The 26982-nt window shown below is 40.0% G+C and carries 22 protein-coding genes; 5 read left to right on the forward strand and 17 right to left on the reverse strand.

The features are described 5' to 3' along the window. Positions 1 to 15: 15 nt before the first annotated feature. From ACHUFV_RS25075 to ACHUFV_RS25095, 5 genes are all read right to left on the reverse strand, one after another. Positions 16 to 720 carry an ABC transporter ATP-binding protein gene (locus ACHUFV_RS25075; protein ID WP_394239022.1) on the reverse strand — a complete coding sequence of 235 codons (705 nt, stop codon included), beginning with the start codon at positions 718 to 720 and terminating at the stop codon, positions 16 to 18. Then, positions 692 to 1471 (reverse strand): ABC transporter ATP-binding protein, encoded by a 780-nt coding sequence (locus ACHUFV_RS25080; RefSeq protein WP_394239024.1) that lies wholly within the window; start codon positions 1469 to 1471, stop codon positions 692 to 694. Before ACHUFV_RS25080 ends, ACHUFV_RS25075 begins: the two co-directional genes overlap by 29 nt. Positions 1472 to 1559: 88 nt before the next feature. Continuing rightward, the gene (locus ACHUFV_RS25085; protein WP_394239025.1) at positions 1560 to 2777 is read right to left on the reverse strand and encodes a substrate-binding domain-containing protein; all 1218 of its coding nucleotides are present in this window, start codon (positions 2775 to 2777) and stop codon (positions 1560 to 1562) included. 170 nt (positions 2778 to 2947) lie between these two features. Next, positions 2948 to 4135, reverse strand: a complete 1188-nt coding sequence (locus tag ACHUFV_RS25090; RefSeq protein WP_394239026.1) for an MFS transporter — start codon at positions 4133 to 4135, stop codon at positions 2948 to 2950. Between the two features lie 88 nt (positions 4136 to 4223). Next, a complete protein-coding gene (locus ACHUFV_RS25095; protein ID WP_394239028.1) occupies positions 4224 to 5117 on the reverse strand; it encodes a LysR family transcriptional regulator in 894 nt (297 codons plus the stop codon). 124 nt (positions 5118 to 5241) lie between these two features. Between ACHUFV_RS25095 and ACHUFV_RS25100 the strand changes: the two genes are divergently transcribed. Then, positions 5242 to 6465, forward strand: coding sequence for an MFS transporter (locus tag ACHUFV_RS25100; protein ID WP_394239030.1), 1224 nt, complete (start codon positions 5242 to 5244; stop codon positions 6463 to 6465). Positions 6466 to 6521: 56 nt separating this feature from the next. Here the strand turns inward: ACHUFV_RS25100 and ACHUFV_RS25105 are convergent, their stop codons facing one another. The 6 genes from ACHUFV_RS25105 to ACHUFV_RS25130 form a co-directional block, all read right to left on the reverse strand. After that, entirely contained in the window at positions 6522 to 6854 is a 333-nt protein-coding gene (locus tag ACHUFV_RS25105; protein WP_394239032.1) for a hypothetical protein, read from the reverse strand. Between the two features lie 97 nt (positions 6855 to 6951). Continuing rightward, positions 6952 to 8265, reverse strand: coding sequence for a D-serine ammonia-lyase (locus ACHUFV_RS25110; protein ID WP_394239034.1), 1314 nt, complete (start codon positions 8263 to 8265; stop codon positions 6952 to 6954). Positions 8266 to 8377: 112 nt separating this feature from the next. Then, the gene (locus ACHUFV_RS25115) at positions 8378 to 9340 is read right to left on the reverse strand and encodes a sugar ABC transporter substrate-binding protein (protein ID WP_394239036.1); all 963 of its coding nucleotides are present in this window, start codon (positions 9338 to 9340) and stop codon (positions 8378 to 8380) included. A gap of 47 nt (positions 9341 to 9387) precedes the next feature. After that, positions 9388 to 10977 carry a response regulator gene (locus ACHUFV_RS25120; protein WP_394239038.1) on the reverse strand — a complete coding sequence of 530 codons (1590 nt, stop codon included), beginning with the start codon at positions 10975 to 10977 and terminating at the stop codon, positions 9388 to 9390. Then, positions 10931 to 11782, reverse strand: coding sequence for a CheR family methyltransferase (locus ACHUFV_RS25125; protein WP_394239040.1), 852 nt, complete (start codon positions 11780 to 11782; stop codon positions 10931 to 10933). Before ACHUFV_RS25125 ends, ACHUFV_RS25120 begins: the two co-directional genes overlap by 47 nt. A 6-nt stretch (positions 11783 to 11788) precedes the next feature. Then, positions 11789 to 14542, reverse strand: coding sequence for a response regulator (locus tag ACHUFV_RS25130; RefSeq protein WP_394239042.1), 2754 nt, complete (start codon positions 14540 to 14542; stop codon positions 11789 to 11791). A gap of 249 nt (positions 14543 to 14791) precedes the next feature. On the opposite strand from ACHUFV_RS25130, the gene ACHUFV_RS25135 reads away from it, so the two are divergent. Both ACHUFV_RS25135 and ACHUFV_RS25140 read left to right on the forward strand, forming a co-directional pair. Beyond that, positions 14792 to 15094, forward strand: a complete 303-nt coding sequence (locus ACHUFV_RS25135) for a DUF5634 family protein (RefSeq protein WP_394239044.1) — start codon at positions 14792 to 14794, stop codon at positions 15092 to 15094. Positions 15095 to 15291: 197 nt separating this feature from the next. Further along, the gene (locus tag ACHUFV_RS25140; RefSeq protein WP_394239046.1) at positions 15292 to 16047 is read left to right on the forward strand and encodes a MerR family transcriptional regulator; all 756 of its coding nucleotides are present in this window, start codon (positions 15292 to 15294) and stop codon (positions 16045 to 16047) included. A gap of 1036 nt (positions 16048 to 17083) precedes the next feature. On the opposite strand, the gene ACHUFV_RS25145 is transcribed toward ACHUFV_RS25140, so the two are convergent. After that, positions 17084 to 18529 carry a DEAD/DEAH box helicase gene (locus ACHUFV_RS25145; protein WP_394239048.1) on the reverse strand — a complete coding sequence of 482 codons (1446 nt, stop codon included), beginning with the start codon at positions 18527 to 18529 and terminating at the stop codon, positions 17084 to 17086. A 336-nt stretch (positions 18530 to 18865) separates the two neighbouring features. On the opposite strand from ACHUFV_RS25145, the gene ACHUFV_RS25150 reads away from it, so the two are divergent. Then, positions 18866 to 21097: an RNA degradosome polyphosphate kinase gene (locus ACHUFV_RS25150; protein ID WP_394239049.1), complete on the forward strand. Its 2232-nt coding sequence runs from the start codon at positions 18866 to 18868 to the stop codon at positions 21095 to 21097. 54 nt (positions 21098 to 21151) lie between these two features. Here the strand turns inward: ACHUFV_RS25150 and ACHUFV_RS25155 are convergent, their stop codons facing one another. Beyond that, a complete protein-coding gene (locus ACHUFV_RS25155) occupies positions 21152 to 21922 on the reverse strand; it encodes an SDR family NAD(P)-dependent oxidoreductase (RefSeq protein ID WP_394239051.1) in 771 nt (256 codons plus the stop codon). Positions 21923 to 22054: 132 nt separating this feature from the next. Between ACHUFV_RS25155 and cysQ the strand changes: the two genes are divergently transcribed. Next, positions 22055 to 22852: a 3'(2'),5'-bisphosphate nucleotidase CysQ gene (gene cysQ / locus ACHUFV_RS25160; protein WP_394239053.1), complete on the forward strand. Its 798-nt coding sequence runs from the start codon at positions 22055 to 22057 to the stop codon at positions 22850 to 22852. 39 nt (positions 22853 to 22891) lie between these two features. On the opposite strand, the gene ACHUFV_RS25165 is transcribed toward cysQ, so the two are convergent. From ACHUFV_RS25165 to ACHUFV_RS25180, 4 genes are all read right to left on the reverse strand, one after another. Continuing rightward, positions 22892 to 23095: a hypothetical protein gene (locus ACHUFV_RS25165; RefSeq protein WP_394239055.1), complete on the reverse strand. Its 204-nt coding sequence runs from the start codon at positions 23093 to 23095 to the stop codon at positions 22892 to 22894. 116 nt (positions 23096 to 23211) lie between these two features. Further along, positions 23212 to 24438, reverse strand: coding sequence for an MFS transporter (locus tag ACHUFV_RS25170; protein WP_394239057.1), 1227 nt, complete (start codon positions 24436 to 24438; stop codon positions 23212 to 23214). Positions 24439 to 25151: 713 nt separating this feature from the next. Then, positions 25152 to 25691, reverse strand: coding sequence for an ECF transporter S component (locus ACHUFV_RS25175; protein ID WP_394239085.1), 540 nt, complete (start codon positions 25689 to 25691; stop codon positions 25152 to 25154). Positions 25692 to 26121: 430 nt separating this feature from the next. Continuing rightward, positions 26122 to 26820 carry a Na-translocating system protein MpsC family protein gene (locus ACHUFV_RS25180; protein WP_394239059.1) on the reverse strand — a complete coding sequence of 233 codons (699 nt, stop codon included), beginning with the start codon at positions 26818 to 26820 and terminating at the stop codon, positions 26122 to 26124. Between the last annotated feature and the right edge of the window lie 162 nt (positions 26821 to 26982).

Genomic DNA, 26982 nt, shown 5'->3' on the forward strand with positions numbered 1-26982 from the left:
TCTTTCCACTCCCCCTTAGGAGATTCCTAAATACTTGCGGCGCATTTCCTCATCCTCTTTTAGCACATCCATTGTCCCGTTGTGTACGGTTTTACCATCATCGATAATATAGAAGTAATCTCCAATCGTACTTGCCATCATAAAGTTTTGCTCTACCAGTACAATCGTGGTCTGCTCCTTCATTTGCATAATGGATTCCATTACCTTTTCGACCATAATCGGGGCAAGCCCCTTGCTTGGTTCATCAATGAGGAGGAGCTGATTATCATTGATAAAGCTGCGTGCCATTGATAACATTTGCTTTTGCCCGCCGCTCAATAAACCTCCTTGCCGTTTCCAAAACTTCTTCAGATCAGGAAAAAGATTGAGAATATAGTCGAGTTTTTCTTGTGTTGCAGCATTATCCTTCTTAATTGCTACTTTCATATTTTCTTCTACTGTCAGCTGAGCGAAAATCCCTTGATCCTCCGGAACGTAGCCAATTCCTTTCTGGGCAATCGTATACGTCGGATATCCTTGAATCTCTTCCCCGTTAAATTCGACAATCCCCTTCGATGCAGGATTCAATCCCATAATTGTTCGCAATGTCGTCGTTTTCCCGGCACCATTTCTCCCTAATAACACCGTGACTTCTCCTTTCTTCGCTTCAAAGGAAATCCCCTGGAGAATATGGTATTGGCCGATATAGGTTTCAATCTGATGCAGACGAAGATGTACCATCAAAATGACCTCCTAAATATGCGGACTGGACGATTTCATTTTTCATAATCTCTTCTGGTGTTCCATCTGCTAATAACGCACCGTTATATAACACCATCACAGAATCAGATAAATCCAGAATCATATCCATCTTGTGCTCGATGAGAAGAATCGTGCGGTCGCCTTTTTCCTTTATCCTTTTAATCACTTCTAATATAGCTGGTACATCTTCCAGCGACATACCGGCTGTCGGCTCATCCAGCAGCAGCACCTCTGTATTTAGCGCCAGCAGCATGGCGATTTCCAATTTCCGCTTTTCTCCGTGGGCAAGATTCTTTGCCAATGTATCCTTCTTGGATTCTAATAGGACAGTCCTGAGCCATTCCTCTGCTTCAAGCTCCAGCTCTTTATATTTTCGAAAATGAATCATCATTTGATAGCGAATCCCTGCCTGCGATTGGACGGCCAGTCTCACATTTTCAAGCACCGTAAGGTTTGGAAAAACATTTGTAATTTGAAAGGATCGGCCGATTCCTTTTCTTGTTCTTTTAACAGGAGAAAGATTCGTGATATTTTCCCCCTTTAGGAAAATCTCTCCTTTTGTCGGCAGCAATTGTCCGCTTAATAAATTAAAAAAGGTTGTTTTTCCTGCACCATTTGGACCAATAATCGATTTAAAATGATTCGTTGGAACGGAAAGGCTGACCGAATCAACAACTGTATGTCCGCCAAAGGAAATGGATAAATCGCGGGTCTCGATTATACTATTCATCCTGAACACCACCTTGCGTGAGAATGACCTGAGGCCGGCCTTTATAGGTGGTCCGGCCTCATTTCCTAAACCTTAGTACACGTTGATTCTATTTATTTCTAATCGGCGGTGCTGTTTCTTCCGGTGTTAATTCACGGATTAAGACTGGAACAGGATACGGTACTCCCTCTTTTTTCTCCAGCTTAATCGCATAAAGGGTTTGCAGGGCTTGGTGATCCTCTTTGCGGAAGGTCATTTCTCCTTTTGGCGTATCGAAGCTCATTCCTTCCATTGTTTCAATCAGTTTGTCTGTGTCTGTATTGCCCTCTGTTTTCTTAATGGCTTCAACAATGGCAATGGCCGCACTCATTCCACCAGGCGTAAAGAGATCCGGAACATCTCCGTCAAAGCGTTTCTTATGCTCTTCAACAAGCCAATCATTAATTTTATTCTTTGGCAGCTCATGATAGTAAACCGTAAACCCTTCCATTCCAACTAACGGCTCCATTGTGCCAAGTGCAGCAATATCCGGTGCACCAGTCGAAATTTTGATGCCTTTTTCCTGTACCTTCATATCAGCAATTTGCGTCCAAGGTGTATTGGCACCGGCCCAAATAACGAATAAGTAATCAGGGTCTGATTCCACTACCTTTTGGACATTTGATGTAAAGTCAGTTGCAGCCGGGTCGGCATATTCCTCATGAACAATCTCAGCACCCAGCTTCTTTGCGCTTTCTGTAAAAGCAGCCACCCCATCGCGTCCGAATGAGTTATCCGGAGCAAGCGTCGCTATTTTCACACCTTTACCCGCTATCGCAGCTGCACCGGCTACTGCATCCTGCGAGGAGTTCCGGGCTGTACGGAAAATATACGGATTAAACTCTGAACCTGTAATACTATCAGCCACCGCAGGCTCTACCACCATAATTTTTTCATATTCCTCTGCAAGCGGCAGGACAGCCAATGTATCGCCTGAGCTTGATGAACCAACTAGGAAATCAACCTCATCCTCTTCTAATAGCTTTGTAGCCTTTTGAACAGCTACCTCCGGTTTGGTTTCTGTATCCTCCACAATGAACTCTATTTTTCTACCTGCCACTTCTCGTTTTCCATCTGTTGCATAATCTAAACCAAGCTCAAATCCGCGTAATGTCTGCTCCCCATAGGATTCTAATGCACCAGTCTGAGATGCTAGAACCCCGATTTTGATTGGATCCTCCTTTGTTTCATTGGAGGTTTCCTTTGTTCCAGAATTACAAGCACTTGTGAAAATCATGATAAAGGCGAGCAAACATAGTAAAACGACCTTACCCTTCCAAGCTTTCATCTCTTTTTCCCCCTCATAGATTATAAATAGAAAGAGCATTACTACTTTTCATCATATTAACAGGGGGACAAGAGTATACGTATTTTTGAAGGTATAAGATTTTAAAAGGTGTCAGGCACCACAAAAAGACAGATTCCTAGAATCTGTCTTTTTGCGGTGCCTGACACCCATTATGCAGTTTTATTCAAGTTAGCGGCTTCTCTATTAGGCCTAAACGAAATAAGTGCTATCAAAACAATTCCTAGCATCATGCTTATCGTGAAAAAGAGGTTAATCTCCTTTACATATTGCATCATTAAGCCGCCGATAAACGGACCACTGATACTGCCGATACTAAATAGAATGCTGCACATGATATTACCCGCTGTCAGCAGATGCTTGGGAACTAAATCTACCATATACGATACACCGAGTGAAAAGGTAGAGCCGACCAGCATGCCGGCGATGAAAAAGCAGGCAGCTAACCCGATTACCGACTCATGCAATAGCCCTGCGGCCATAAACGACGAAAATCCAACCACCAAAGCAACCATCAGAATTCTTCTTCTTCCATAACAATCACTTAGCATTCCTAAAGGCAATTGAAACACAATGCTGCCAATCGCAAAGGCGGGTAAAATAAAGGCTACGTTTTGGGCATCAATTCCAATTCTTAACCCATAAACCGGAAAACTGCCGTTTAATGAGGCCTCTAAAAAACCATAGCAAAACGGAAACAGGAATGCGATCCACCCATATTTCCATGCCTTGCCAAACCTGCTGAAGGTCCCAAAGAACGAGCTTTTCTCTTCACTTTTTTCCGGGAACTCATTCTTTAGCAAAAATAACGGCAGCCAGACTAATAGACTTACCCCCGCTGCTATCATAAACGGTAAAGCTTCATTGATCTCTAAAAAGCGGGTCATCATCGGTCCTCCAGCAAAGCCTAAACCAAAAAATAAACCATAAAGAGAAATATTCCGCCCTCTTTTATGATTTGGTGAAAAGGAGGTAATCCATGTCTGACTTCCAAAGTGAAGCATATTGTCACCGATACCGACTAACAGCCGGAGCACAAACCAAAACCAGATTGATCTCCATAACGGAAAAAGCGCAAGGGCTGTAATAACTATCAGTCCACCGGTCAGTATGACAGGCTTATAACCAAATTTCCGAATTGGCTTTTCCATAAACGGCGCGGCGGCAAGCATCCCAATATAGATGGATGTTGCATGGAGGCCATTAACAGATGACGGGATTCCATCTTGTTCAAAGATGATCGCTATTAGGGGAGTCAGCATTCCTTGAGAAAATCCTGAAACAGCTACCGTGACGACTAAGACCCAAAACCGAAATCGATTCGATACTACTCCATACATATTCCATTCTCCCTATCATTATACTACTATATTATTACTATCTTCTCATTCTATCCTATAGTTACATTAAGAAACAACCTGACACAGCCTACTTTTCCATTTCAAGGGTTGGAAAATGTTCGATGACAAAGGATTTAAACCTTTTTGCTACAGGAGATAACGTTAGCTCAGATAAAGTTGACAACGCAATGCTTCTTTGACAGGGATAATCTGTAATTTCTAGAAAGCAAAGATTATCAAACATAATATCGCTAATTTTCGGCAGAACCGCTATTCCCAATCCTTTCATAACGAATCCAGCTACCGTTGCCGCTTCTTCTCCTTCGAAGGTAATAGTTGGATTCATATTTACATAGGCGCACATTTCATCAAAAATGTAACGAAGTCCAAAGCCCTTTTTAAAGCAAATGAATTCTTCCTTCTCCAAGCTCTTAATGGAAACAGCAGAATTTTCAGCAAGCCGATGCTGTTTCGGTACGACTACGTACAATGTTTCTGTACGTAAAACCGTTGACTCGATACGTTCGTTATCTGCTCGCGGTAACGATAAGCACATATCTGCTACCCCTTTTTCAACCTGTTCTAGTATGTAATCATTCGCGCCCTGGTAAAGCTGAAACGTAATATTGGGATATAGCTTTTTATAGCTTGCAATTAAATTTGGAATCAAATGCGGTCCGAGTGTATGAAGAAAAGCAACGGATATTTCACCGGTATCAACAGCTATCTTTTCTTGAATCTCTTCAATTCCCTCCTGAATGGCTACTTGTGCCTGCTGTGCCTTTTTTAAAAAGAGTTCACCATACCTGGTTAGCCTCACTGTTTTTCCGTCGCGGTAAAATAAGGAAACCCCTAATTCCTGCTCTAATTTTATGATTGATCGGCTTAAAGCCGGTTGTGAAATTGATTGGTGTTTAGCGGCTTTCGTAAAATGCTTATATTTTGCTACAGCTATAAAATTTTCCAACTGATGCCATTCCATTCTCCCGTCCTCCCATCATCATAACCGAAATGCATCATACTCATAATTATTATAAATTAGACACATGAAATATCACAGAGTATAGTAAGAAATCATATGTAATGAATGGAAATGGGGAATTGCAATGACCTATATACAAGCAGGTTCAAAGGAATTTAAACAGGCAAAGCTTGCCTTTCTTATCGCGGGTCTCGTTACATTTGCCGCCATATATACGGTTCAGCCAACATTACCACTTTTTTCAAAGGAATTTGCTGTTTCAGCACCAGCTGCCAGTTTAACATTGTCCTTCACAACAGGTTTACTTGCCTTTTCCATGTTAGCTGCCGCAACTCTTTCTGATCGAATCGGAACGAAACGAATGATGGTCCTTTCAATGGTTTTTACCTCCATTCTTGGCATCGTAACATCCTTTAGCTCCAGCTTCATGATGCTATTAGTCTTTAGAGCCCTGCTGGGGATAGTTGTTTCCGGTGTTCCATCCATTGCCATGGCCTTTATCGGAAAAGAATTCAGTCCTAAGGATCGTGTTATGATTATGGGCTTTTATATTTCAGGATCAAGTATCGGAGGGATGACAGGGAGACTATTCACCGGATTATTAACAGATCTTTTTTCATGGAGGCTCGCTTTTGCTGCAATTGGAATCATCTCATTAGTATTAAGTCTTTTATTTTGGTATATGCTTCCTGCACCAAGCACGACGGACAACAAGCGCATCGAATGGAAAGCAATCTGGCCATCCTATCAAATGCATCTTATGAATAGGAACATCAATTTCCTGTTTATCCTTGGCTTTTTATTAATGGGAAGCTTTGTCACGATGTACAATTATATTGGTTTTTCACTTATGCAGCCGCCCTATCTTCTTAGTCAAACAATCATTGGCCTTATTTTTATTGTTTATTTATTTGGCACCTTTAGCTCTATCTATATGGGTAAGAAAGCAAAGCAATATGGAACGAGTCTGATTTTAAAGATGTCATTTCTGATCACTATCACAGGTGCAGTGATTACTCTGTTCCCAAATTTAATTAGTAAAATCATTGGAATCTCCATCTTTACCTTTGGCTTCTTTGCGGCCCATTCGATTGTTAGCGCCTTAGTGACCGAACGTGCTAAAGAGAACAAGGCACAGGCCTCCTCACTATATTTACTTTTTTATTATTTAGGATCTTCTTTGGTCGGCTCGTTCGGCGGATATTTTTGGGACCACTTCTCTTGGATAGGTGTTATAGCCTTTCTATTTAGTCTATTGACAGCAGGATTTGTCTTAGTCGTAAAATGCAGTTCACAACATAAAGCAGTCTCCATTACCGTTCAAAAAAGAAAGGCACTTTTAAAATAAATAATCCCCCCTGTTCAATGGAATAGGGGGGATTTCTTTGTATAGCCCTTCAATACTTAATAGTATGGATATCCGGAATATGGATTATATTGTGTTGGATAAGGATATGGGTATGGCGCAGGGGATGGATAACCGCCATAGCCGACGCCTGGATTTGCCAATGCTCCTATCGTCAAACCACCTAATAAGCCGCCAACAAATGGTGCACTAGGATATCCACCGTGGTGGTGTCCTCCATGGTAGCCTCCGAAATACCCGCCATGATGACCTCCGTGGTGTCCGCCGTGATGTCCGCCATGATGATCTCCATGATATCCGCCGTGATGATCGCCATGATATCCGCCGTGATGCCCTTCGTGATGTCCGCCATATTGTCTTGGATCCATCATAATCATACCTCTCCCTTATTCATTTATTTATCTTACCTTCATTAAAGTATGCGGGGGAGATGTCCAATGAGTGGGCAAGTTAGGAGGGCCTGACACATCATTCAGTCCTATTCAGTTCATTTCCTTTTGCAATGTATCCTTCCATTTCGGCCTTTGGCACCATACTGCCGCCCGTTGCCCAGATGATATGCGTTGATTGGTTCATTGCCTTCCGTCCGATTCGATTATAATAGTCCTGATTCTCCTGGGTATAGAAATATCCAGGGAATCCTGCCGCTGCTGAGGGCTCAATTTCAATTTGTTCCTCCTTCGCTAATAATGAAAGAAATTGGAATAAACGATCATCCTGAACAGTGAAAATCCCATCCAGCTGATTGCCAACAATCTGTCCGACAAACCCTGATGCTCTGCCAACCGCCAATCCATCTGCAGCTGTTCGGCCAGTCAATCCGATATCCTGCACAGATATGTTATGCTGCAGGCCTGTCATGACCCCTAACAGCATACATGGAGCCTGAACTGGCTCGGCAAAAAGGCAATGGACATGGGGGCCGTAGATTTGTTTGAGCCCAAATGCTACACCTCCTGGACCTCCACCTACACCGCAGGGAAGATAAACAAATAACGGATGCTCAGCATCGACCGTGATATTTTGCTCCTTCAACTGAGCTGCAACTCGTTTAGCCGCAACCGCATATCCTAAAAAGAGGGTTTTTGAGTTCTCATCATCGATAAAAAGACAGTTTGGATTTTGACTTGCTTGTTTTCTGCCTGCCTCTACTGCCTTTTCATAATCGGCCTCATACTCAATCACGGTGACTCCCTTTTCACGCAGTAGGTCCTTTTTCCATTGTCTTGCATCTGCGGACATATGTACCGTTACATTGAAGCCAAGCTTGGCACTCATGATCCCGATACTTAGGCCCAGGTTTCCTGTCGACCCTACTGCTATGGAGTAGTTTGAAAAAAGCTGCTTGTATTTTTCGTCCGCCAATATTGAATAGTCATCACCGATTGATAAATCCCCATTTTCAAGGGCAATTTTTTCCGCAAAGTACAATACCTCATAGATACCACCTCTTGCTTTAATAGAGCCCGAAATAGGCAAATGACTGTCACATTTTAAAAGCAGCCTTCCTTCAAGCCCCTTGTCATAATAGGATTCAAGAGCTGCCTTCATCCTTGGAATCTCCTTCAGCGGTGATTCAATCATGCCTTTATTTTCGGCTGTTTCAGGAAACACCTTTTCTAAATATGGAGCGAATCGCTCAACCCTTTTCCGTGCCTCCTCAATATCAGCAGCTGTAAGGTCTGATGAGCCATCATGGTTGATTGCAGGATTAAACCAGACAACCTCATGACCTTTTTGCATATCTGAAATAATTGGATAGTGATTAGCTAATTCCGACATTCGCTTTCCCACCTTCTGATTGTTTACTTACATTTACTCATTTCCAATGTACCACTTCAACTCCATCACACAAAAATAGTCCCTCACAATATACGGGACTATAAAGAAACTATTATTTTTTTAATATATTATTATAAAACTCCAACCGTTCTTCGGCATTGCCTTTTGTAATGATATCTACTCCACTGTCAATATTCTGTTTCACCTTTTTTCCCTTCAGCACTTTATCTGCTGTTTCAACACTTAAATACCCCATATCATATGGATTTTGCGATACTGAAATGTTTAGATCTCCATCCTTTATATATTCAAGCATTTCTCTTATTCCATCTGTACCGGTTACAGGTATCTCAAGCTTGTGCTCTTCGATACTCTTTATCGCCGGAATAGCTATAGAATCTGTTGTCGTGATAATTCCCTTAAGATCAGGGTGTTCCTCAATGATATTGTCTACTACCTTCTTAATTTTTTGAACGTTTTTATTACCTATCTCCAGATTATCTCCATATTCCGCTGCAACTTGAATCCCCGCTGCTTCTAAACTTTTTCTCGCACCAATCAATCGATCCTTTTCTGCAAATGACTTGTTCCTGCCAAGAAGCGCTACCTTTTCACCTGGCTGCAGCTTTGATGCCATTAGAATTCCTGCTTTTTCGCCTAATACGAGATTATCTGTTCCGATATAAGCGGTTTTATGTTCCCATGGAGCATTTGAATCAATAAGTAATACGGGTATGTTTCTCTCAGTATACTTTTCTAAATCTAGCAAAATATCGGTACCTAATGGAGAGACAATTAATAAATCTGGATTTTCTTTTAAGGCTTGGTTTAATATTTTACTTTGTTCTTCTGGCGTTCCATTTTTCGGTGCGAGAACCTTTCCATCAACCCCAAAATCCTCAAACCCTTTATCTGCGCCAGCCTTCACAATTTCCCAGAATTCTATATCTTTCTCTTTTACGACAACAATCACCTTTGGTTTATCCTGAAGCAGTTGTTTATATACGAAAAAACCAGCCAATAGGACAACAAGAGCAAGGAAGACAAATAGCAGTCGTTTACGATTAGCAGTCATGCTGAGTCTCCTTTCTTCATGATGTTCAACCTTAATCTGTTATCCACTTAGTGATCAGCCAGAAATGTAATGGCAAAGGTGGTGCCGTTATGACCTGTTTCAATTTCAATTTCTGCTTGATGACGTTTCGCTATGCTATAGCAAATCGCCAGTCCCAGTCCTGTCCCGTTATCCTTCGTTGTAAAAAAGGGTGTACCGATTTTTTCCATCACTTCAGGACTTATACCTGTACCCTGATCTTGTATTTTCAATATCACGTTTTGTTCCTTCGCAAATGTTGTTATCGTCAGCTTTCCTCCAGAAGTCATGGCATCAAGTCCATTTAAGGCAATGTTTAAAATTAATTGCCGAATTTCCTTTTCATCTATGAAAATATCTGAGCATGTATGCAGGTCTAGAATAACCTGTTTATTCGCTCGAAGGGCTTCTGCCTGTATTAATGGGAATAAAGCTTCAATAATCAAGTTTATTTGATGTCTCTTTTTATAGCTGACTTTATTTTTAGCTAAATTTAAAAACTCTGTAATAATGGAGTTTGCTCGGTTTAATTCATCCAGCATCAGCTCAATAATGTCTTTTGATACTTCACTGTTCTTGGCTATTTGTAAAAACCCATAAACGGTCGTCATCGGATTGCGAATTTCATGAGCAATTCCAGCAGCCATCTCGCCTATTAAGTTCAATTGATCCAATCGAGTTAATCCTTTTTCTAAAATGTCTCTTTCCGTAATATCTGTCAAAACAAACAAAATACAAGGCTCAGGTTCAATATCAATTAATTCAGATGACAATAAACCGGACCTCATTTCCCCGCCTTTTGTTTTATACTGAATTTTCATATTTCGAATATGATCGCCTAACCGTATCCTATTACCGCTTGCTTCTTCAATAAAGTCCTGGAAGTTCATTTCCTGCTCATGCAATTCATTGTACTGGTATCCCGTAAATTGGATCCAGCTTGTATTGACATCAATATAGGTTCCTGCCTCTAGCGATACAATTGCCATCAGGTTCGGGCTTGATTCAAATATCTTTCGAAACCTTTCCTGGGACGCAAACAAATCGTCAGTGATTTTCTCCCTCTCAGCGATTTCCTGCTGCAGCCTTTCATTTGTAGATAAAAGCTCAAGAGTCCGCTCCTCTACCTTTTTTTCAAGCTCTAAAATGTGTTCCCTCTCGCTTTGGTAAATCTTTTCTTTATGTTTTTGATAGATTTCAACGAATTTTTCTATTTTCTTTTTTAACGTATCAGGCTGGAAAGGCTTAAAAATATAATCAATCGCCCCAACCTCATAACCTAGCTGGACATTTTCGCTTTCTTGACTAATAGCCGTCAAAAAAATGATTGGTGTATGCTTCGTTTTCTCTCGTGCCCGGATTAGCTTAGCCGTTTCAAAGCCATTTAATCCCGGCATTTGAACGTCCAGCAAAATAACCGCAAATTCTTGATTAATGAGATGCTTTAATGCTTTCTGCCCAGAAGTGGCTCTGACTAAATGATAATCTGGGGACGAAAGTGCAGCCTCCAGCGCTAATAAATTTTCCAGATGATCATCCACCATTAAGATATTGACCTTTTGGGGGATGGTATTATTGGACTTTTCTATATATCTTTTCTGCTGTATCGAATTCTTCATAACATTTTCCATAGGTAGTAAATTTAATCCCCTCTCTCTTACCTAGACCGAGAAAACCTGACAGGCTCAAACTCTCATATAAAAGCTTATGAACGTCATCCTGTAATGTTTTATTAAAATAGATTAAAACGTTTCGGCAAATAATAATATCAAACTCATGAAAAGATGAATCTGTTACTAAGTTATGTTCAGCAAAGACAATATTCTTTTGCAGAAGCGGGTCGAATACAGCCTGTTCACCAATTACCTTGTAATATTCTGAAAAGGCCCTTGTTCCACCTGCTTCTATATAGTTTTTCGTGTACTGCTGCATATGGGCTAGAGGAAATGTCCCCTTTATTGCACGTTGCAGTATTCTAGCATTAATATCGGTAGCATAGATCATTGCCTTATCATATAGGCCTTCCTCCTGTAAGAGAATCGCCATGGAGTAAACTTCCTCACCTGTTGCGCAGCCGACATGCCAAATTCGTATGGTTGTATATTCCCTTATGATGGGAATGATATTTTTTCGAAATGACTTAAAAAATGAAGGATCGCGAAACATCTCAGTGACATTTATCGAAAAGTCAGAGAATACCTTCCTCATCGCAGAAGAATCACGCAGGATTAACTCCTGGAGAGCTGAAATACTTGTCAGCTTATCCTTATGAACCCGATTGGCAATTCTTCTTTGAATAAAGGACTTCGCATAATTTCGAAAATCATACCCGTAGTATCGATAAATTGCTTCTAGTAATAAATCAATCTCTATTTTTTCTATTTCTTCATCTTTTGTTTGTTCCTGATATGTTTCATTTATCACAATACCTTACCCTCTCTTCTTATATAACCATACATTCATGAGTGAGAATAACTGATCAATGTTAAGAGGCTTACTGATATAATCATTAGCTCCTGCAGCTAGACATTCTTCCCTGCTCTTTTTCATCGCTTTTGCTGTTAACGCTATTATTGGCAGTGTTTTGTACTCCTGCATTTGCCGAATTCTTTTAATCGCCTCAAAACCATCCATTTCTGGCATCATGATGTCCATCAGTATGATATCTGTATCAGGATTTGCTAGCAGCATTTCAATCCCTTCATAGCCATTTTCTGCTTCAATAATTTCCATTTCAGCCTTTTCCAGCGCAATCGTTAAGGCATAAACATTACGAATATCGTCATCAATAATAAGTACCTTCTTATTTCTTAAAGCAAAATGCTCTTCGACCTCATGAAACGTATTCTCTTCTGTTACTTGAGTCAACTCATTATAATTATTCTCAAGGGTAACGGCTGCTTCTTTGACAAATGGAAGAACGTCAACGTCTATTTCAGTCCCTTTATTTCGAATTGGAAGATAAAGAGTAAAGCAGCTTCCTTTACCTTCAACACTTGATAAATCCATAAAGCCGCCCAGCATAGAAGCGAGCTTACTGCTAATGGATAACCCTAAACCTGTTCCGCCATATTTTCGGCTCGTTGTTCCATCCGCTTGATTGAAGGCATCAAATATGGACTCATGTTTTTCCTTCGGTATTCCAATTCCTGTGTCCATAACGGAAAATGCCAATACTCTTTCTCCAGGCTTATGGAGCTCTGATCCCTGCCTGCTGTCTTCAAGGAGTACGCTTTGGATAACAAGTGAGACACTGCCTCGTTCTGTGAATTTAAATGCATTTGAAAGCAGGTTGTTAACGATTTGCAATAACCGATGTTCATCACTATAAAAATATTGAGGTACATCCGGCTCCAGCCTAATATAGAAATTAATCGCCTTCTGCTTTGCAAGTGGAGAAAATTGTCTCATCAGCTGTTCTTCAAGCTGACTTAGCTCGATCCTGTCATAAATAATGTCCAGCTTTCCAGACTCTACCTTAGCCAAATCTAAAATATCATTAATTAATAGAAGTAAATCATTTCCAGAGGAATAGATGGTACTTAAATACTCCTTTTGTTTCTCTGTTAAATTTCCCTCGCCATTTTCAGCAAGGATTTGCGCCAAAATAAGTAAGCTATTCAATGGAGTTCTAAGCTCATGGGACATATTAGCAAGAAATTCTGATTTATATTTTGAATTCACTTCTAATTGCATGGCCTTTTCTTCAAGAGCCTCTTTGACAATCTCCAGCTCCTTCTTCTTTTGTTCTGAGGCCGAATATTGCTCCTCAAGCTTTTCATTCGTGGTCCGCAGTTCCTCCTGCTGCAGTTGCAGTTCCTCAGATTGGACCTGAAGCTCCTCTGTTAAGCTTTGAGATTCCTGAAGGAGCCGTTCTGCTTTCATATGGTTGGATATAGAGTTAATTATGATGCCAAGTGTAGCGGCAACTTCCTCCAGCAGCTTAACATGACTGCACTCAAACGTTTCTAATGACGCAATCTCAATGACAGCAAGGACCTCTTCCTCAAATAATACAGGTAGAATCATACTATTTCTTGGCAAGACCTCCCCTATTCCAGAACGTATTTTTATATATTCCTTTGGAACCTTATTTAAGAGAATTGGCTGCTTTTCCCGTGCACACTGGCCGATAAGCCCCTCTCCCATTTGGAAGACCTCAAATTCCTTCTGGTCATTTGAAATGGCGTAGCCACCTATTCTCTTTAAATAAGTTTTTTCGCCATCGTGTTTCTTAAAATAGAACATACCGAGATTAGCACCAACCATGGGCACAAGCTTTGACATTAATAAATCTGCCAGCATTCGAACGTCCTTTACTTCCGGGAATATTTTAACGATTTCTGCAATCTTTGATTGATGCCAGCTATGGGCCTCAGCTTCCGCTAACAGCTTTCTTTCATGCTGGCTGTGCCTTTCCAAATCTGTCACCATTTTATTATAGGCATTGGCAATAGAAGCAATCTCATCCTTTGTCGATACCTTAATCCTCGGAAGATTGTCAACATTACTATCATTAACACTTTCCATTACCGTAACTAGATTTCTAAGATTTTTCGTCATACTTCTTATAATGACAATAATTAGCGCCGCCCCAGAAACCAGTGTGAGAGCCAAATAAAAATAGATGATGGTAACGGACTTATTATAGGTTTCTCTCGATCTCAAAAGTTCATTCTTCATTTCCTGCTCCTGCAGCCCAACAAGAAGATTGGATATTTGCAGCATTCTCTCCTTATTAAGCTTTAAATCTTTAACTAGCTCCTCAGGAGTTTCAACACCTTGATTTACCTTTTGCATCGTGATAACCTGTTTGACGGTATCTAAATACGAGTTGTAAAGTACTCGATACTTTTCAATTAACTCTGTTGATATTTCTTGTTTATCCATTTCCTTTAATAGTTCAATGTTTTTGCTGATTCGTAAATTGGCGCTTTCCCAATTATTAAGAAGTGTCTGGTCCTCGAATAGTTGGTCTTCAATAATATCCAAACCCATTTCGTTTGACTGTTCTGTGTCATTCTTAATCTGATCGGCAATGTCAATTCTTGCATACAAGTCATTTACCACTACATGCATATTAACCATTGATTGTTCGAGCATGTTCATTAAATAAATCACGCTAATCGATATGAGCAAAATGATTAAGCCGATACTCGTATAGAGCTTTGTCCTGAATTTCATATAGCCTCCATTTTTTACTAGTATTCAATTATTTTATTAATATTTCTAAGAAAATTCCTACTAAAGTTTCTATAGATAAGGATAGTAATATAATAACACAATCCCCTGATTATTCGATATTGTTCTTACTTTAAAACTATTATAATATTTGGAAATTTAACTTCAAAAAAAGAATATGGAAGGAACGATTAATAATAACAAAAAAGGTCATATTAAAGGGTAGGAATGAAAAGGAAGGGAGTGAAAAAAATGGAATACTTAACGAGAGAACAGATTATCAATGATTTACAACAGTCATTCCAGCCCTACATAGATAAATTTGGCATCGAAGATATCGGTATTTATGAAGAAGAGGGAGAGAATGATCAATATTATTTCGGCTATACAGCCAGAAAAGAAGGCAAAACCTTTCATATCCACACTCCATTTAAAAAGAATGACAATGGAGAACTAGCGCCTGTAAAAAACGAGTGGGTCATCGAATCTGACGAACCACAGCGCGAGGATATCCGCGGATTTAAGGATATTGAAAGTGCTTTTCGTGAAATTTAAATAACCATACAAGGGAAAAGGACCTTCGAATTTGGACTTTTCCCTTTTTTTGTCCAAATTCATCTTTAGCAGAGCTATATTCCCCAAAATCCACAGAAAACCCCGTGAAGTTTTCCTAAGTAAAAATATCGTAATAACCCATTGACATTGACGTTGCGTAAAGGTGTATCGTTTAGTTACAGGGAGGTTTGAGTTTGATGGAATACACAGTGCAAAGCCTTGCAAGACTCGCAGGAATCAGTACCAGAACACTTCGATACTACGATGAAATTGGGATTCTTAAGCCGGCAAGAATCAATTCATCTGGCTATCGGATTTATGGTCAGACTCAGGTAGACACGCTGCAGCAAATTCTATTTTTTAGAGAATTAGGCTTGGAATTAAACAGCATAAAGGAGATAATCACTGATCCAACCTTTGATGGCACGAACGCACTTAGGGAACATCTACAAAAACTCCTTGAAAAGCGAAATCAATTGGATTTGTTAATCGAAAATGTCAATAAAACGATTGCATCAAAAGAAGGGAGAATAACGATGTCTAATAAAGAAAAGTTTGAAGGCTTTAAGAAAAAAATGGTCGAGGACAACGAGAAGAAATACGGTGAAGAAATCCGCCAAAAATATGGTGAGGATACCGTCAAAAAATCAAATGAAAAATTCATGAACATGTCACAGGAGGATTATGAAAAAGTGACCCGATTAGCTGAGCAGGTTCTAGAAACATTAGAACAAGCCATGGCTACTGGTGATCCTGCTGGAGAGCTCGCGCAACAAACAGCTGACCTCCACAAACAATGGCTTTGCTTCTATTGGAACGAATACAGCAAAGAAGCCCACGCAGGCTTAGCACAAATGTATGTAGACGACGAACGCTTCACAGCCTACTATGACAAAGTCCAGCCAGGTGCAGCAGAATTCCTCAGAGACGCCATCCTTATTTATACGAGATAAACGAAGCACGGGGAAGGTTTGAGCCTGAATTCTCTACTCGGACTATCAAAAGGGTGACTTCCATTGGACAGAGTTGCTTAAGATTCCATTCAGTCTGTCTAAAGAGAGGCTTCCTTCGGACAGAGTTCCTTGAGTTTCCATTCAGTCTGTCTAAAGAGAGGCTTCCTTCGGACAGAGTTCCTTAATTTTCCGTTCAGGTTGTCTCAAGAGAAGCTTTCTTCGGACAGAGTTCCTTAATTTTCCGTTCAGGTTGTCTCAAGAGAAGCTTTATTCGGACAGAGTTCCTTAATTTTCCGTTCAAGTTGTCTAAAGAGAGCCTTTCTCCGGACAAAGTTCCTTAATTTTCCACCCAAGTTGTCAAAAGAGGGCCTTTCTTCGGACAGAGTTCCTTAATTTTCCGTTCAGGCTGTCTAAAGCGAGGCTTTCTTCGGACAGAGTTTCTTAAGATTCCATTCAGTCTGTCTAAAGAGAGCCTTCCTTCGGACAGAGTTCCTTAAAATTCCATTCAGGCTGTCTCAAGAGGGCCTTTCTTCGGACAGAGTTCCTTAATTTTCCGTTCAGGTTGTCTCAAGAGAAGCTTTATTCGGACAGAGTTCCTTAATTTTCCGTTCAAGTTGTCTAAAGAGAGCCTTTCTTCGGACAGAATTCCTTAATTTTCCACCCAAGTTGTCAAAAGAGGGCCTTTCTTCGGACAGAATTCCTTAATTTTCCGTTCAGGTTGTCTCAAGAGAAGCTTTCTTCGGACAGAGTTCCTTAATTTTCCGTTCAAGTTGTCTAAAGAGAGCCTTTCTCCGAAAAAAGTTCCTTAATTTTCCACCCAAGTTGTCAAAAGAGGGCCTTCCTTCGGACAGAATTCCTTAATTTTCCGTTCAGGGTGTCTAAAGAGGGCCTTCCTTCGGACAGATATTCCCCAAAAAACAATAGGCTTGTCATATCAATACGATATCCGCTGTATGCATCCACTTGAGATTGATTTTTCAGCGGTATCGGACGGTTCTTTTGCTTCCTCGGAAGCAAAAGAACCGTCCCCCTGATTTTATTTTTTTGCCTGATATACCTTTAGCTTCTTGCCTTTGACAGTGGTATTTTTCATTGCCTGCAGGACAGCAGGACCTTTTCCATTTAAGATTTCGACAAAGGATGCATTTTCTTCAATGGTGATAATTCCAATATCATTTGCTGTTAGGCCGTCTAATTTGGCAATGGTGCCGACAAAATCTACCGCTCTCAGTTTCTTTTTCTTTCCACCATTAAAATACAGCTTCATAATATCTTGGTTTAATTTTGCCCCTTTATCTTCCTTTAATATGGGCTCTGCATGTATTTTTTCCGTAAATGCTGCCCTCCTGCTTTCTACTTCCTCTTTTGAAGGCGGCGCTACAGCAGGAATCTTAAAGCCGATATATTGTTCAATTTCATCCAAAAACTTTTGTTCAAAAGGTGTAACGAAGGTAACAGCCTTGCCTGCTTTCCCTGCCCTGCCTGTCCGTCCTGTACGATGAACATAGCTTTCTTTTTCTAATGGAATATCGTAATTAATAACAAGACTGATATTCTCGATATCAATTCCTCTTGCAGCGACATCTGTTGCAACCAAATATTCAAAAACGCCTCGTTTAAAATCATCCATCACGGCGAAACGATCCTCCTGATACATACCGCCATGAAGCTTATCACATGGATAATCGGCACGATCCAGGCTCTCCATTATATCATCCACACGCTCCTGCGTACGGCAGAAAATAATACAGCTTTCCGGATTTTCTACAACTGTTACATCCTTCAAAAGCGAGAGCTTCTCCTCCTCTTTTACTTTTATAAGGCTATGGTCAATACTTTCAGTTGTAATACCTGCCGCTTCAACTGCGATTTCAACCGGATCCTTCATATAGGTTTGGCAGAGCTTTTTTATGTCCTCCGGCATCGTGGCTGAGAAAACCGACGTCACTCTTTCAATAGGAAGCTTTTGAATGATCCCCTCTACTTGGTCGATAAACCCCATATTCAGCATCTCATCGGCTTCATCGATGATAAGAAACCTCAGTTTTTCCATTATCAATGTTCCTTTTTCAATATGATCCAATACCCGTCCAGGAGTTCCGACTACAACATGCGTTTTTTGCTTCAGTTCTAGCTTTTGCTTTGCAAAGGATTGCTTTCCATAGATGGCCGCTGCTTTGATCCGTTTAAACCTGCCAATATTGGTGATATCCTGTTTTACCTGTGCGGCAAGTTCACGGGTCGGAGTAAGGATTAAACATTGCGGCTTATTCTCCTCCCAATCAACCATTTCACATACAGGGATACCAAAAGCAGCCGTCTTACCGCTCCCAGTTTGTGACGTTACGACCAAATCTCTTTTATTTAATGCTATCGGGATCACTTTACGCTGGACCTTGGTCGGATTCGCATAGTTCATAGCCTCAAGTGCCCGAATAATTTCTTCACTTATGCTATATTCCTTAAAATCAGTTTCACTCATTAAATAGCCTCATCTCATACAATATTTTTCGACTTTTTATTAAACTATTTCGACATTGTTAACAGAAAATTTACAATCCTCACACACAATCTTTACCTTATTTTGATATTTTTAATATAACTTAACATTATTGTTCAAAAATTGACAAGGATGTAATAGATAAGAATTTCTCAATTGCTTACTGCAGCAAGCATTGTGGATGCAGTTCCAGCCATCATGAAGATTATCCTTGTTCTTTTACATGTCTGCAATATAAATGAAAAAGTTGCTTTCTAATTTGCAGAACAGCGCCTGCTCTTTTTGGACACATCTAACGAATTAGGAGATGGATAGAATATGAATACACCAACGGAAAAACAGCTAGAAGACCCCTTACAACAATTAGGCAACCCTTCCTACTATAATAATCGGGAATTAAGCTGGCTTGATTTTAACAAACGAGTGTTAGAAGAAGCACGGGATGACCGCAATCCGCTGCTTGAAAAATTCAAATTCATGGCCATTTTTAGTTCAAATTTAGATGAATTCTTCATGGTTCGTGTCGCTGGTTTGTTAGATCAGGTAAAGGCTGGATTTAACCGTCCTGAGAACAAAGCAGGACTAACACCAGCTGAACAGTTATCTTCGATTTCTACTATTACCCATAAATTGATTGAACAACACGATTATACCTACATACAAGTATTAACTCCTCTATTAGAAAAAGAACGTGTAAAAATAATCCAAATCAAGGAAATATCTGGAGGGGACCTTTCATTTTTGGAAGACCATTTTGACGAGCATATCTTTCCGGTCCTCACACCAATGGCAATAGATGCTTACAGGCCTTTTCCAATGCTGTTAAATAAGTCGCTTAATTTAGCTATCGTTCTCCGTGACCTTCGTAAGGGCGTCCAGAACCGTAACGAAAATAAAATGGCTATTGTTCAGGTTCCAGCCGTTATTAAGCGCTATATTGAGCTGCCTTCTAAACATAACACAAGACGATTTGTTCTGCTCGAGCAGGTTATTACTCAATTTATTGATAAATTATTTATGGGCTTTGAGGTCAAATCTGTTACGCCTTTCCGTATTACCCGTAATGCCGATTTAACGATTCATGAAGAAGGTGCCGATGATCTTTTACGTGAAATTGAAGAGGAATTGAAAAAACGGAAATGGGGAGCATGTGTAAGATTAGAGGTACAAAGTCAGCTCCATGACCAACAGGTGGTTGATTATCTAATAGAAGAATTAGAAATTACGCAAAAGGATGTTTATTTTGTACAGGCACCTCTTGATTTAACCTTCTTATTTTCCTTTTATACTACCATTCTTGCCAGCCATGGGCACTTAGTCTATGAAACGTTCATTCCTCAAGTTCCGAAGGACATGATTGGAAAGAAGGACATTTTCGAAGCGGCACTGGGCAATGATTTGCTGTTTCATCATCCATACGAATCATTTGAACCAATCGTCGACTTTATTTCACAAGCAGCGGATGATCCAGATGTACTGGCGATTAAACAAACACTTTACCGGGTAAGCGGGAATTCCCCGATTATTAAGAGTCTCGAGCGTGCTGCCGAAAATGGCAAGCAAGTAACCGTGCTGGTAGAATTAAAGGCTCGATTTGATGAAAAAAACAATGTTCAGTGGGCGAAGGAGCTCGAAAAGGCCGGCTGTCATGTTATTTATGGGATGACACATTTGAAAACGCACAGTAAAATAACGCTGGTTGTCCGCCGTAAGAAAAATAAAATTGAACGATTTGTTCATTTAGGTACAGGTAACTACAATGATGCGACAGCAAGAATCTATACAGATATGGGATTAATTACATCAAATGAACAAATTGGACTTGATGCCTCAAACTTTTTTAATTACTTAAGCGGTCATATGGAAAAGCCGTCCTACCACCACTTAATTGTATCGCCCCATGACATTCGAGATGAATTTCTAGAACTGATTGATAAAGAAATCGAGTTCCATAAACAATATGGAGATGGCCGTATTGTTGCGAAAATGAACTCGCTGACAGATAAGAAAATAATTATGAAAATGTATGAAGCCTCCATTGCTGGTGTGAAAATTGATTTGATGGTTAGAGGAATTTGCTGCTTAAGGCCTGGAATTAAAAATGTCAGTGAAAACATTACCGTTAAGAGCATCGTTGGACGATTTCTAGAGCATACAAGAATCTACTATTTTCATCATCATGGAAAGCAAAAAATCTATTTATCGTCTGCCGATATGATGACAAGAAACATGGTCAATCGAGTAGAAATCCTGTTTCCTATTTTAAAGGACCATTTAAAGGATCGAATTTATTCATTGCTCGAAATTATTTTATCGGATAATACAAAAGCCCGCGAACAGGATTCTTCTGGTGTATATCATTATGTACACCGAAATGATAAAGAAGAAATCGACAGCCAGCTAGAGTTATGTAATAGAGCCTATCAATCAAAAAAGGTAGAAAACGAGAAAACAAGTGAGGAATTTAGTTTGAAGAAAAGGCTTAGTCAAATGGGACAGACACTCTTTTGGCGTCATAAAAAAACGTTGCCAGCGCAAAAGCTCAATTAAACCAGAGGTCCGGCTCCTCTTCCTTTTGAGGAGAGCGAACCGAACCCTTGATTCTTAATAAAAGACAGAGTTACCCGACCCGCCTGTCAGCGATAGCACTTCTCCACTCATGGAAACTGATAGCGGCGATGCCAGGAAGGCTATAACATTCGCAACATCCTGAGCGTTAACCAAGCGGCCGATTGAGTTCATGCTGGCAAGTCTCTCTCGGTCCTCTTCATTTGGAAGTCGTTCAAGGATGGTTTCTGTTTCAGTAAATCCTGGATAGACAGCATTCACATTAATCCCGTATTTCCCTAACTCTACGGATGAAGTCTTCGTCAAATGAACAACCGATACATTGCGTGCCCCCGCACTCACACTACCAGCCATTCTAGCCGCCAAGCCGCTCACATTAATAATCCTACCCCAATTATTTTCCTTCATATAGGGAGCTACAGCTCTTGTACAACGGAAATAGCCAAGGAACTTCTCCTCGAAATCCTTTAGGATTAATTCATCGCTTACGTCATTAAAACCTTCTGGCTCTTTTCCACTAACACGGGCTCCATTGTTTACCAGAATATCAATACCGCCTAATAAATCTGCAGCAGTTGCTACCAATTGCTGAATAGATTCAGGGTTCCCTAAATCAGCAGTCACAGGGTAAATATTTCGGCCTGTTTCCTCACTGATTTCCTTGGCCGTTTCTTTTAACACCGCTTCATTTCTGGAACAGATGACACAATCAACACCTTCTAATGCTAATTGACGTGCAGCCGCTTTCCCGATGCCACGGCTCCCGCCTGTAATAAGCGCTTTTTTTCCAGCTAACTGTAAATCCATGCCACTACCTCCAATTAATTGATTCATTCATTTGCAGGATGATTTTCTTTTATGTAAAATTACAAACATATTCATTATTATTTCATTTTTTCGAAAAAGAAAGCAACTATTAAACGTTAAGGATGATTTTGCATGCTCGATACGATTCAAATTCTTGATATTACGAAAGCAGCCTATGAAGCAGGGCGAAAAATTTTAGAAGTATATGATACTGACTTTCAAGTCGAAACAAAGGAGGATGCCTCTCCGCTCACATTAGCCGATCAACAATCGCATGAAATGATTGTTAACCATTTAAGCAGGAGCTATCCGGAAATCCCTATTTTAAGTGAAGAAGGTCAGCACCTTCCCTTTGAGGAAAGAAAAGAGTGGAGCACACTTTGGATTGTCGATCCTTTAGATGGAACAAAGGAATTTGTAAATCGTAACGGGGAGTTTACAGTAAATATTGCCCTTACACATCAGCAAAAGCCTATCCTGGGTGTTATTTACGTTCCAGTCAAGGACGAAATGTATTTCTCAAACCAGCTTGGGGCTTTTAAGGTTCATCAATATAGCGCCCATCAGCTTCTATCAGAAGAGGATTTGTTGGCCGTTTCTGAAAAAATAACAGTTGGTCATATGGGCTCTTATAAAGTGGTGGCAAGCCGCTCACATTTATCTCCTGAGACTGAGACATTTGTTGAGGAACTTAAGAAGGAGCATGGTGTAGTTGAGATGATTTCTGCAGGAAGCTCATTGAAGTTTTGTCTAGTCGCAGAAGGTAAAGCAAATGTCTATCCGCGCTTTGCCCCAACAATGGAATGGGATACCGCAGCAGGACAAGCCATTGTAGAAGCTGCCGGAGGAGAAGTGGTTGATGCTGAAACAAAACAACCGCTAGTTTATAATAAAGAACAGCTTGTAAACAGCTGGTTTATCGTACGTTAATAGTAGAAAAAGAGCCTTGTTCGGCTCTTTTTTTCATAGCTACTCTTCCTTCAATTCATTCAGCTCATCGATCAGCTGCTTCGTACGCTTTGCATTTCCCTGCGCAAAATTCTCGAGCCGTTCTTTTAGCTCATCATCATCCTCGACTCGTTCAGCACTAATAAGATATGTACGCATTAAATCCTCTTCAGTCTCGATTGAATTTTTCAGAACTTCTTCAAGCTTTTCCTTATCTTCATTCATATCGGACCCCTCCTTAACATTTTTTATCGTTCACTAATTTCATTCATATTATCCATAAAAAAACCATCAATCGATGCGCATTGCACCTTCATTGATGGTTTCATTTTTATCTCTTATTAAAATTTTTCAACAGGCTGCATAATCTTTATTGTATTACGGCTAGCCACTCTATTATTAAGCGTCAGCATGACCATAAAGGATAGGCAATAAAGCGCTGCTAGATAAATCATTACGACTGTCATATTCGAACTTTGAAGGATGTAACCAACAAGGATTGGTGATAAACCTCCTACCGCACGTCCAAAGTTAAAGATTGTATTGGTAGCTGTACTACGAATTTGAACCGGATAAAAGCTGCTAATGAGTGCACCATATCCAGCAAACATTCCATTTGAAAAGAAACCAACAATCGCTCCTCCGATTAATAAGCCTGCGCTTCCGGTTGCAAAGGAATAGAAGAATACTGCAGCTGCAGAGGCTAGTAAAAAGGTACCGTAAGCACGCTTTGCTCCAAATCGATCCATAAATCGTCCAAAGGTTAACATCCCAATGATCATTCCAACCGCTGTACTAATTGTCCAAAGTGCTGAGCTTGAAACCGATAAGCCTTGTGATTGCTGAAGCATGGATGGCAGCCAAATCATTAAGCCATTGTAGCCTGCAATTTGTACTGTCGCCATGATCACGAGAGCAATGGTTGTCATCGTCGTTTTTGGCGTGGAGAATAACTGAGCTAGTTTTCCTTTTTCTACTTTCTTAACCTTGATTTCTTTTTGAGCTTCTAACCATTTTGGAGATTCTTTCAGGTTCTTTCTTACAATGAAAGCAAAAATTACAGGAAGTACACCTACAAAGAACAGCGCTCTCCAGCCTAACATCGGCAGAATCATCGCACTTAGTAATGCAGCAAGGATCACACCGTACTGTGCACCAACACTTACATAAGAAGAAGCTCTTCCCTGTTTATTCTTCGGCCACGCTTCGGCTACAAGTGCCATACCAATTCCGTACTCACCGCCGGCGCCAAGTCCAGCAATAAATCTAAACAAATAAACCTGTTCAATATTTGTTGCAATTCCGGTTAATGCTGTACCTAAAGCGAACAATAGGATTGTATAGGTGAAAATTCGTACCCGGCCAAACTTATCAGCCAAAATTCCAAATAGTATTCCACCTACAAGCATTCCGATATTTGTAATAGAAGAAATAAGTCCGCCTGTTGCAAAATCAATGCCAAACTCTGAAATAATCATCGACATCGCGAAGGAGATAAACATGATATCCATCCCTTCTAACGTTAAACCGGCTGTTGATGCGACGACTGTTTTTTTACGATAATCCATTTTGTTTCCACCCTTCCGTTTTTTACAAGCTGTACCTCGAAAGAATGGATAGATACGTTTCCCATTCTCCTTTGAAGCCTCACAGGACTTCGCTTAAAAGAGGTCTTTTTTACAAAATAAATACCCTTTCGTCGCAGAGGACAAAAGGGTATGGATAGGCAAAAGTAAGTATAGCATAGTGAACAAGCTAAAAATATAGCTTATTGCCGCCCTTTTCAGCCTCTCTGGTCTGTGTTAAAGGTATTATGTTGTTGTTGTTAATTATACTAGCATAGTAGTAAATCTGGTTCAATAACTTTTTGAAAATAAATAAATGGAAAATATTTACGGCGGCGATTAGCTCAGGCCTCGTTTAGCTTTAGAAGTTTTAATGAGGGACAATAATTCAGTAGTCCGAAAAAAAATGTCCTTCATCATGACGATGAAGGACATTTCGTGATTGATTTGCTTTTCTATTGTCCCTCATAAGGCCTATGAAGGACAAAATTTCTTTGTTTTACTTGTATACTGTCTTTCATAAGGCCTATGAAGGACAATTTATGTTTAATTTACCTATCAACTGTCCTTCATTTCACTGATGAAGGACAAAACTCAGTTAATCTAAATAAAGAATGGCCCTCATACCATCCATGAAAGACAAAACATAATACTGTTCCCCGCCTTCTGTCCTTCAGCAAAAAAATGAAAGGGCAAAATACTTTTTAACATAACTCTTATTTAAAATAAGGAACCTTTTTCAAAGCAACACAAACCGGAACGGCAATGATAATTCCTAATACATTTTGCAGGATGTCTCCCGGGATTGACGTTAAAGGTGTAATCCAATTTCCGTATAGAATTACTTCACCAAAGTAGTAAACAGCTATCATAAATGGCATCGAAATAATGGTTGCCGTTATATTTAAAGCAAGGCTGCTTCCTTTGCGGCCTTTTGCCCAAGAGATTTTACCGACGATGAAGCCTTGTAAACCACGCGCCACAATGGTGATTGGCGCCCACAGCAGCCAGCCTCCAACAATATCAAATAATCCCATTCCGATTGCACCGGCAAGAGCTCCCTTTTTAGGCCCAAACAAAATAGATGCAATAAAAAGCATCGCTGTTCCTAAATGAACCAATCCCCCATTTATAGAAATAGGCAATTTAATATTTATAAAGAACGTTGCAAGAAAAATAAGTGCAGCTAATACGGAGGTAATAATTAAATCAAATGTTTTCTGACCTGGTTTTGAATAACTCTGAATATTTTCCATTTTCATAACCCTTCCTCGTTAGAATATACCTATGACTTTAGCAGAGGACTGGTATATAGAAAAGGTCCATTTTATTAAAAAACTTCAGTCCATATTTTCCTTATCTGTGGGAAAGTCACCTTAAAGTTAAGGCGGGAAGCTAGGTCCACATCGCATAAAGCTCCCACGGATGGCCGAAATTGCCATAATTCGCAAGCATGACCGGCTTGTTAGTGATCACTTTTTTTAACATGTAAAAAGAAAAAGGTGTCCCTTTCACTGAATTGGGAGCATCCCATAAAACCCACTCCACAATAAACGTTGCGATGAAAGCCAATACAGTCGTAGTTAGGATGGCCAGCTTCCCATTTACATCTTAAAAAAACATGACAACGCAATGCGGCAGGGACGAGCCCAAAGTTACCGCCGCAATAAGAATTCCGACAATAGGTTAATTTGATCTATATTCTTTATTAAAAATAAACACAATATCATTTCGATCCTTTTCATAATCCCAGATAATAAAAATATCTTCAATAGAGCGATTAAAAATACCCTCAAATAAACCTTTGCAGTCCATATACTCTTTTTTTATATCTCTTGCCTGGTGGAGCAATAAATCGTAGTCGCCTTTTTGATAAACGAAACGTTCCAGCTGTAATAGGACCTGCTTCGACTCAACCGTACAAATATTTTGCGAGTAGCTGACGATTTTTAGGCAGGCTGCTTTTTTATGTGTCTTCGAGCCTATTTCATCCAGCAGCTTTAAAAGCGATTTTTCAAAGCTTACCTCGATTTTTTCTTCTACCATATCCTTGATTTCAAATACAAGGATTCCGGTATTTCGGTCATAATCCCAATCAGAACGGAAGTATTCATACAGTATTCCCAGCGTCTTTTCAACTTCCGGAATATAGTCTTTGATTACCGTGTTGATAACAGTCGAACGAAAATTGGTTGCAAGATTTAACTCGTTATTACAAATCAAGACTTCCTCCGCAGGGGTAATGAAATTTCTCATATAGACATAGAATCGTTTCCCTTTCTGCATAACGTAACAGGTTTCCGGACCTTTTCCGAACCTTCGCTTTATCAGCTTACTAAACTTACTGCTAAGGTACTGCATATTCTCCTGTGTTGTTGTAATCATAACAATCCCCTTTCAGAAAAAAAGGCCTAACCCCTGATAAAAGAAGCTAGACCACGGCTGAAACGACTATATCAAATCGTTTATTCCCTATACCATATTACTAAAATTGGTCTTTAGAAGTATCTATATCTTTACTATGACAGATGACTACTAGACAATTGA

This window comes from Niallia oryzisoli (genome assembly GCF_043641075.1).
Taxonomy (GTDB): Bacteria; Bacillota; Bacilli; order Bacillales; family Cytobacillaceae; genus Bacillus_BD; species Bacillus_BD oryzisoli_A.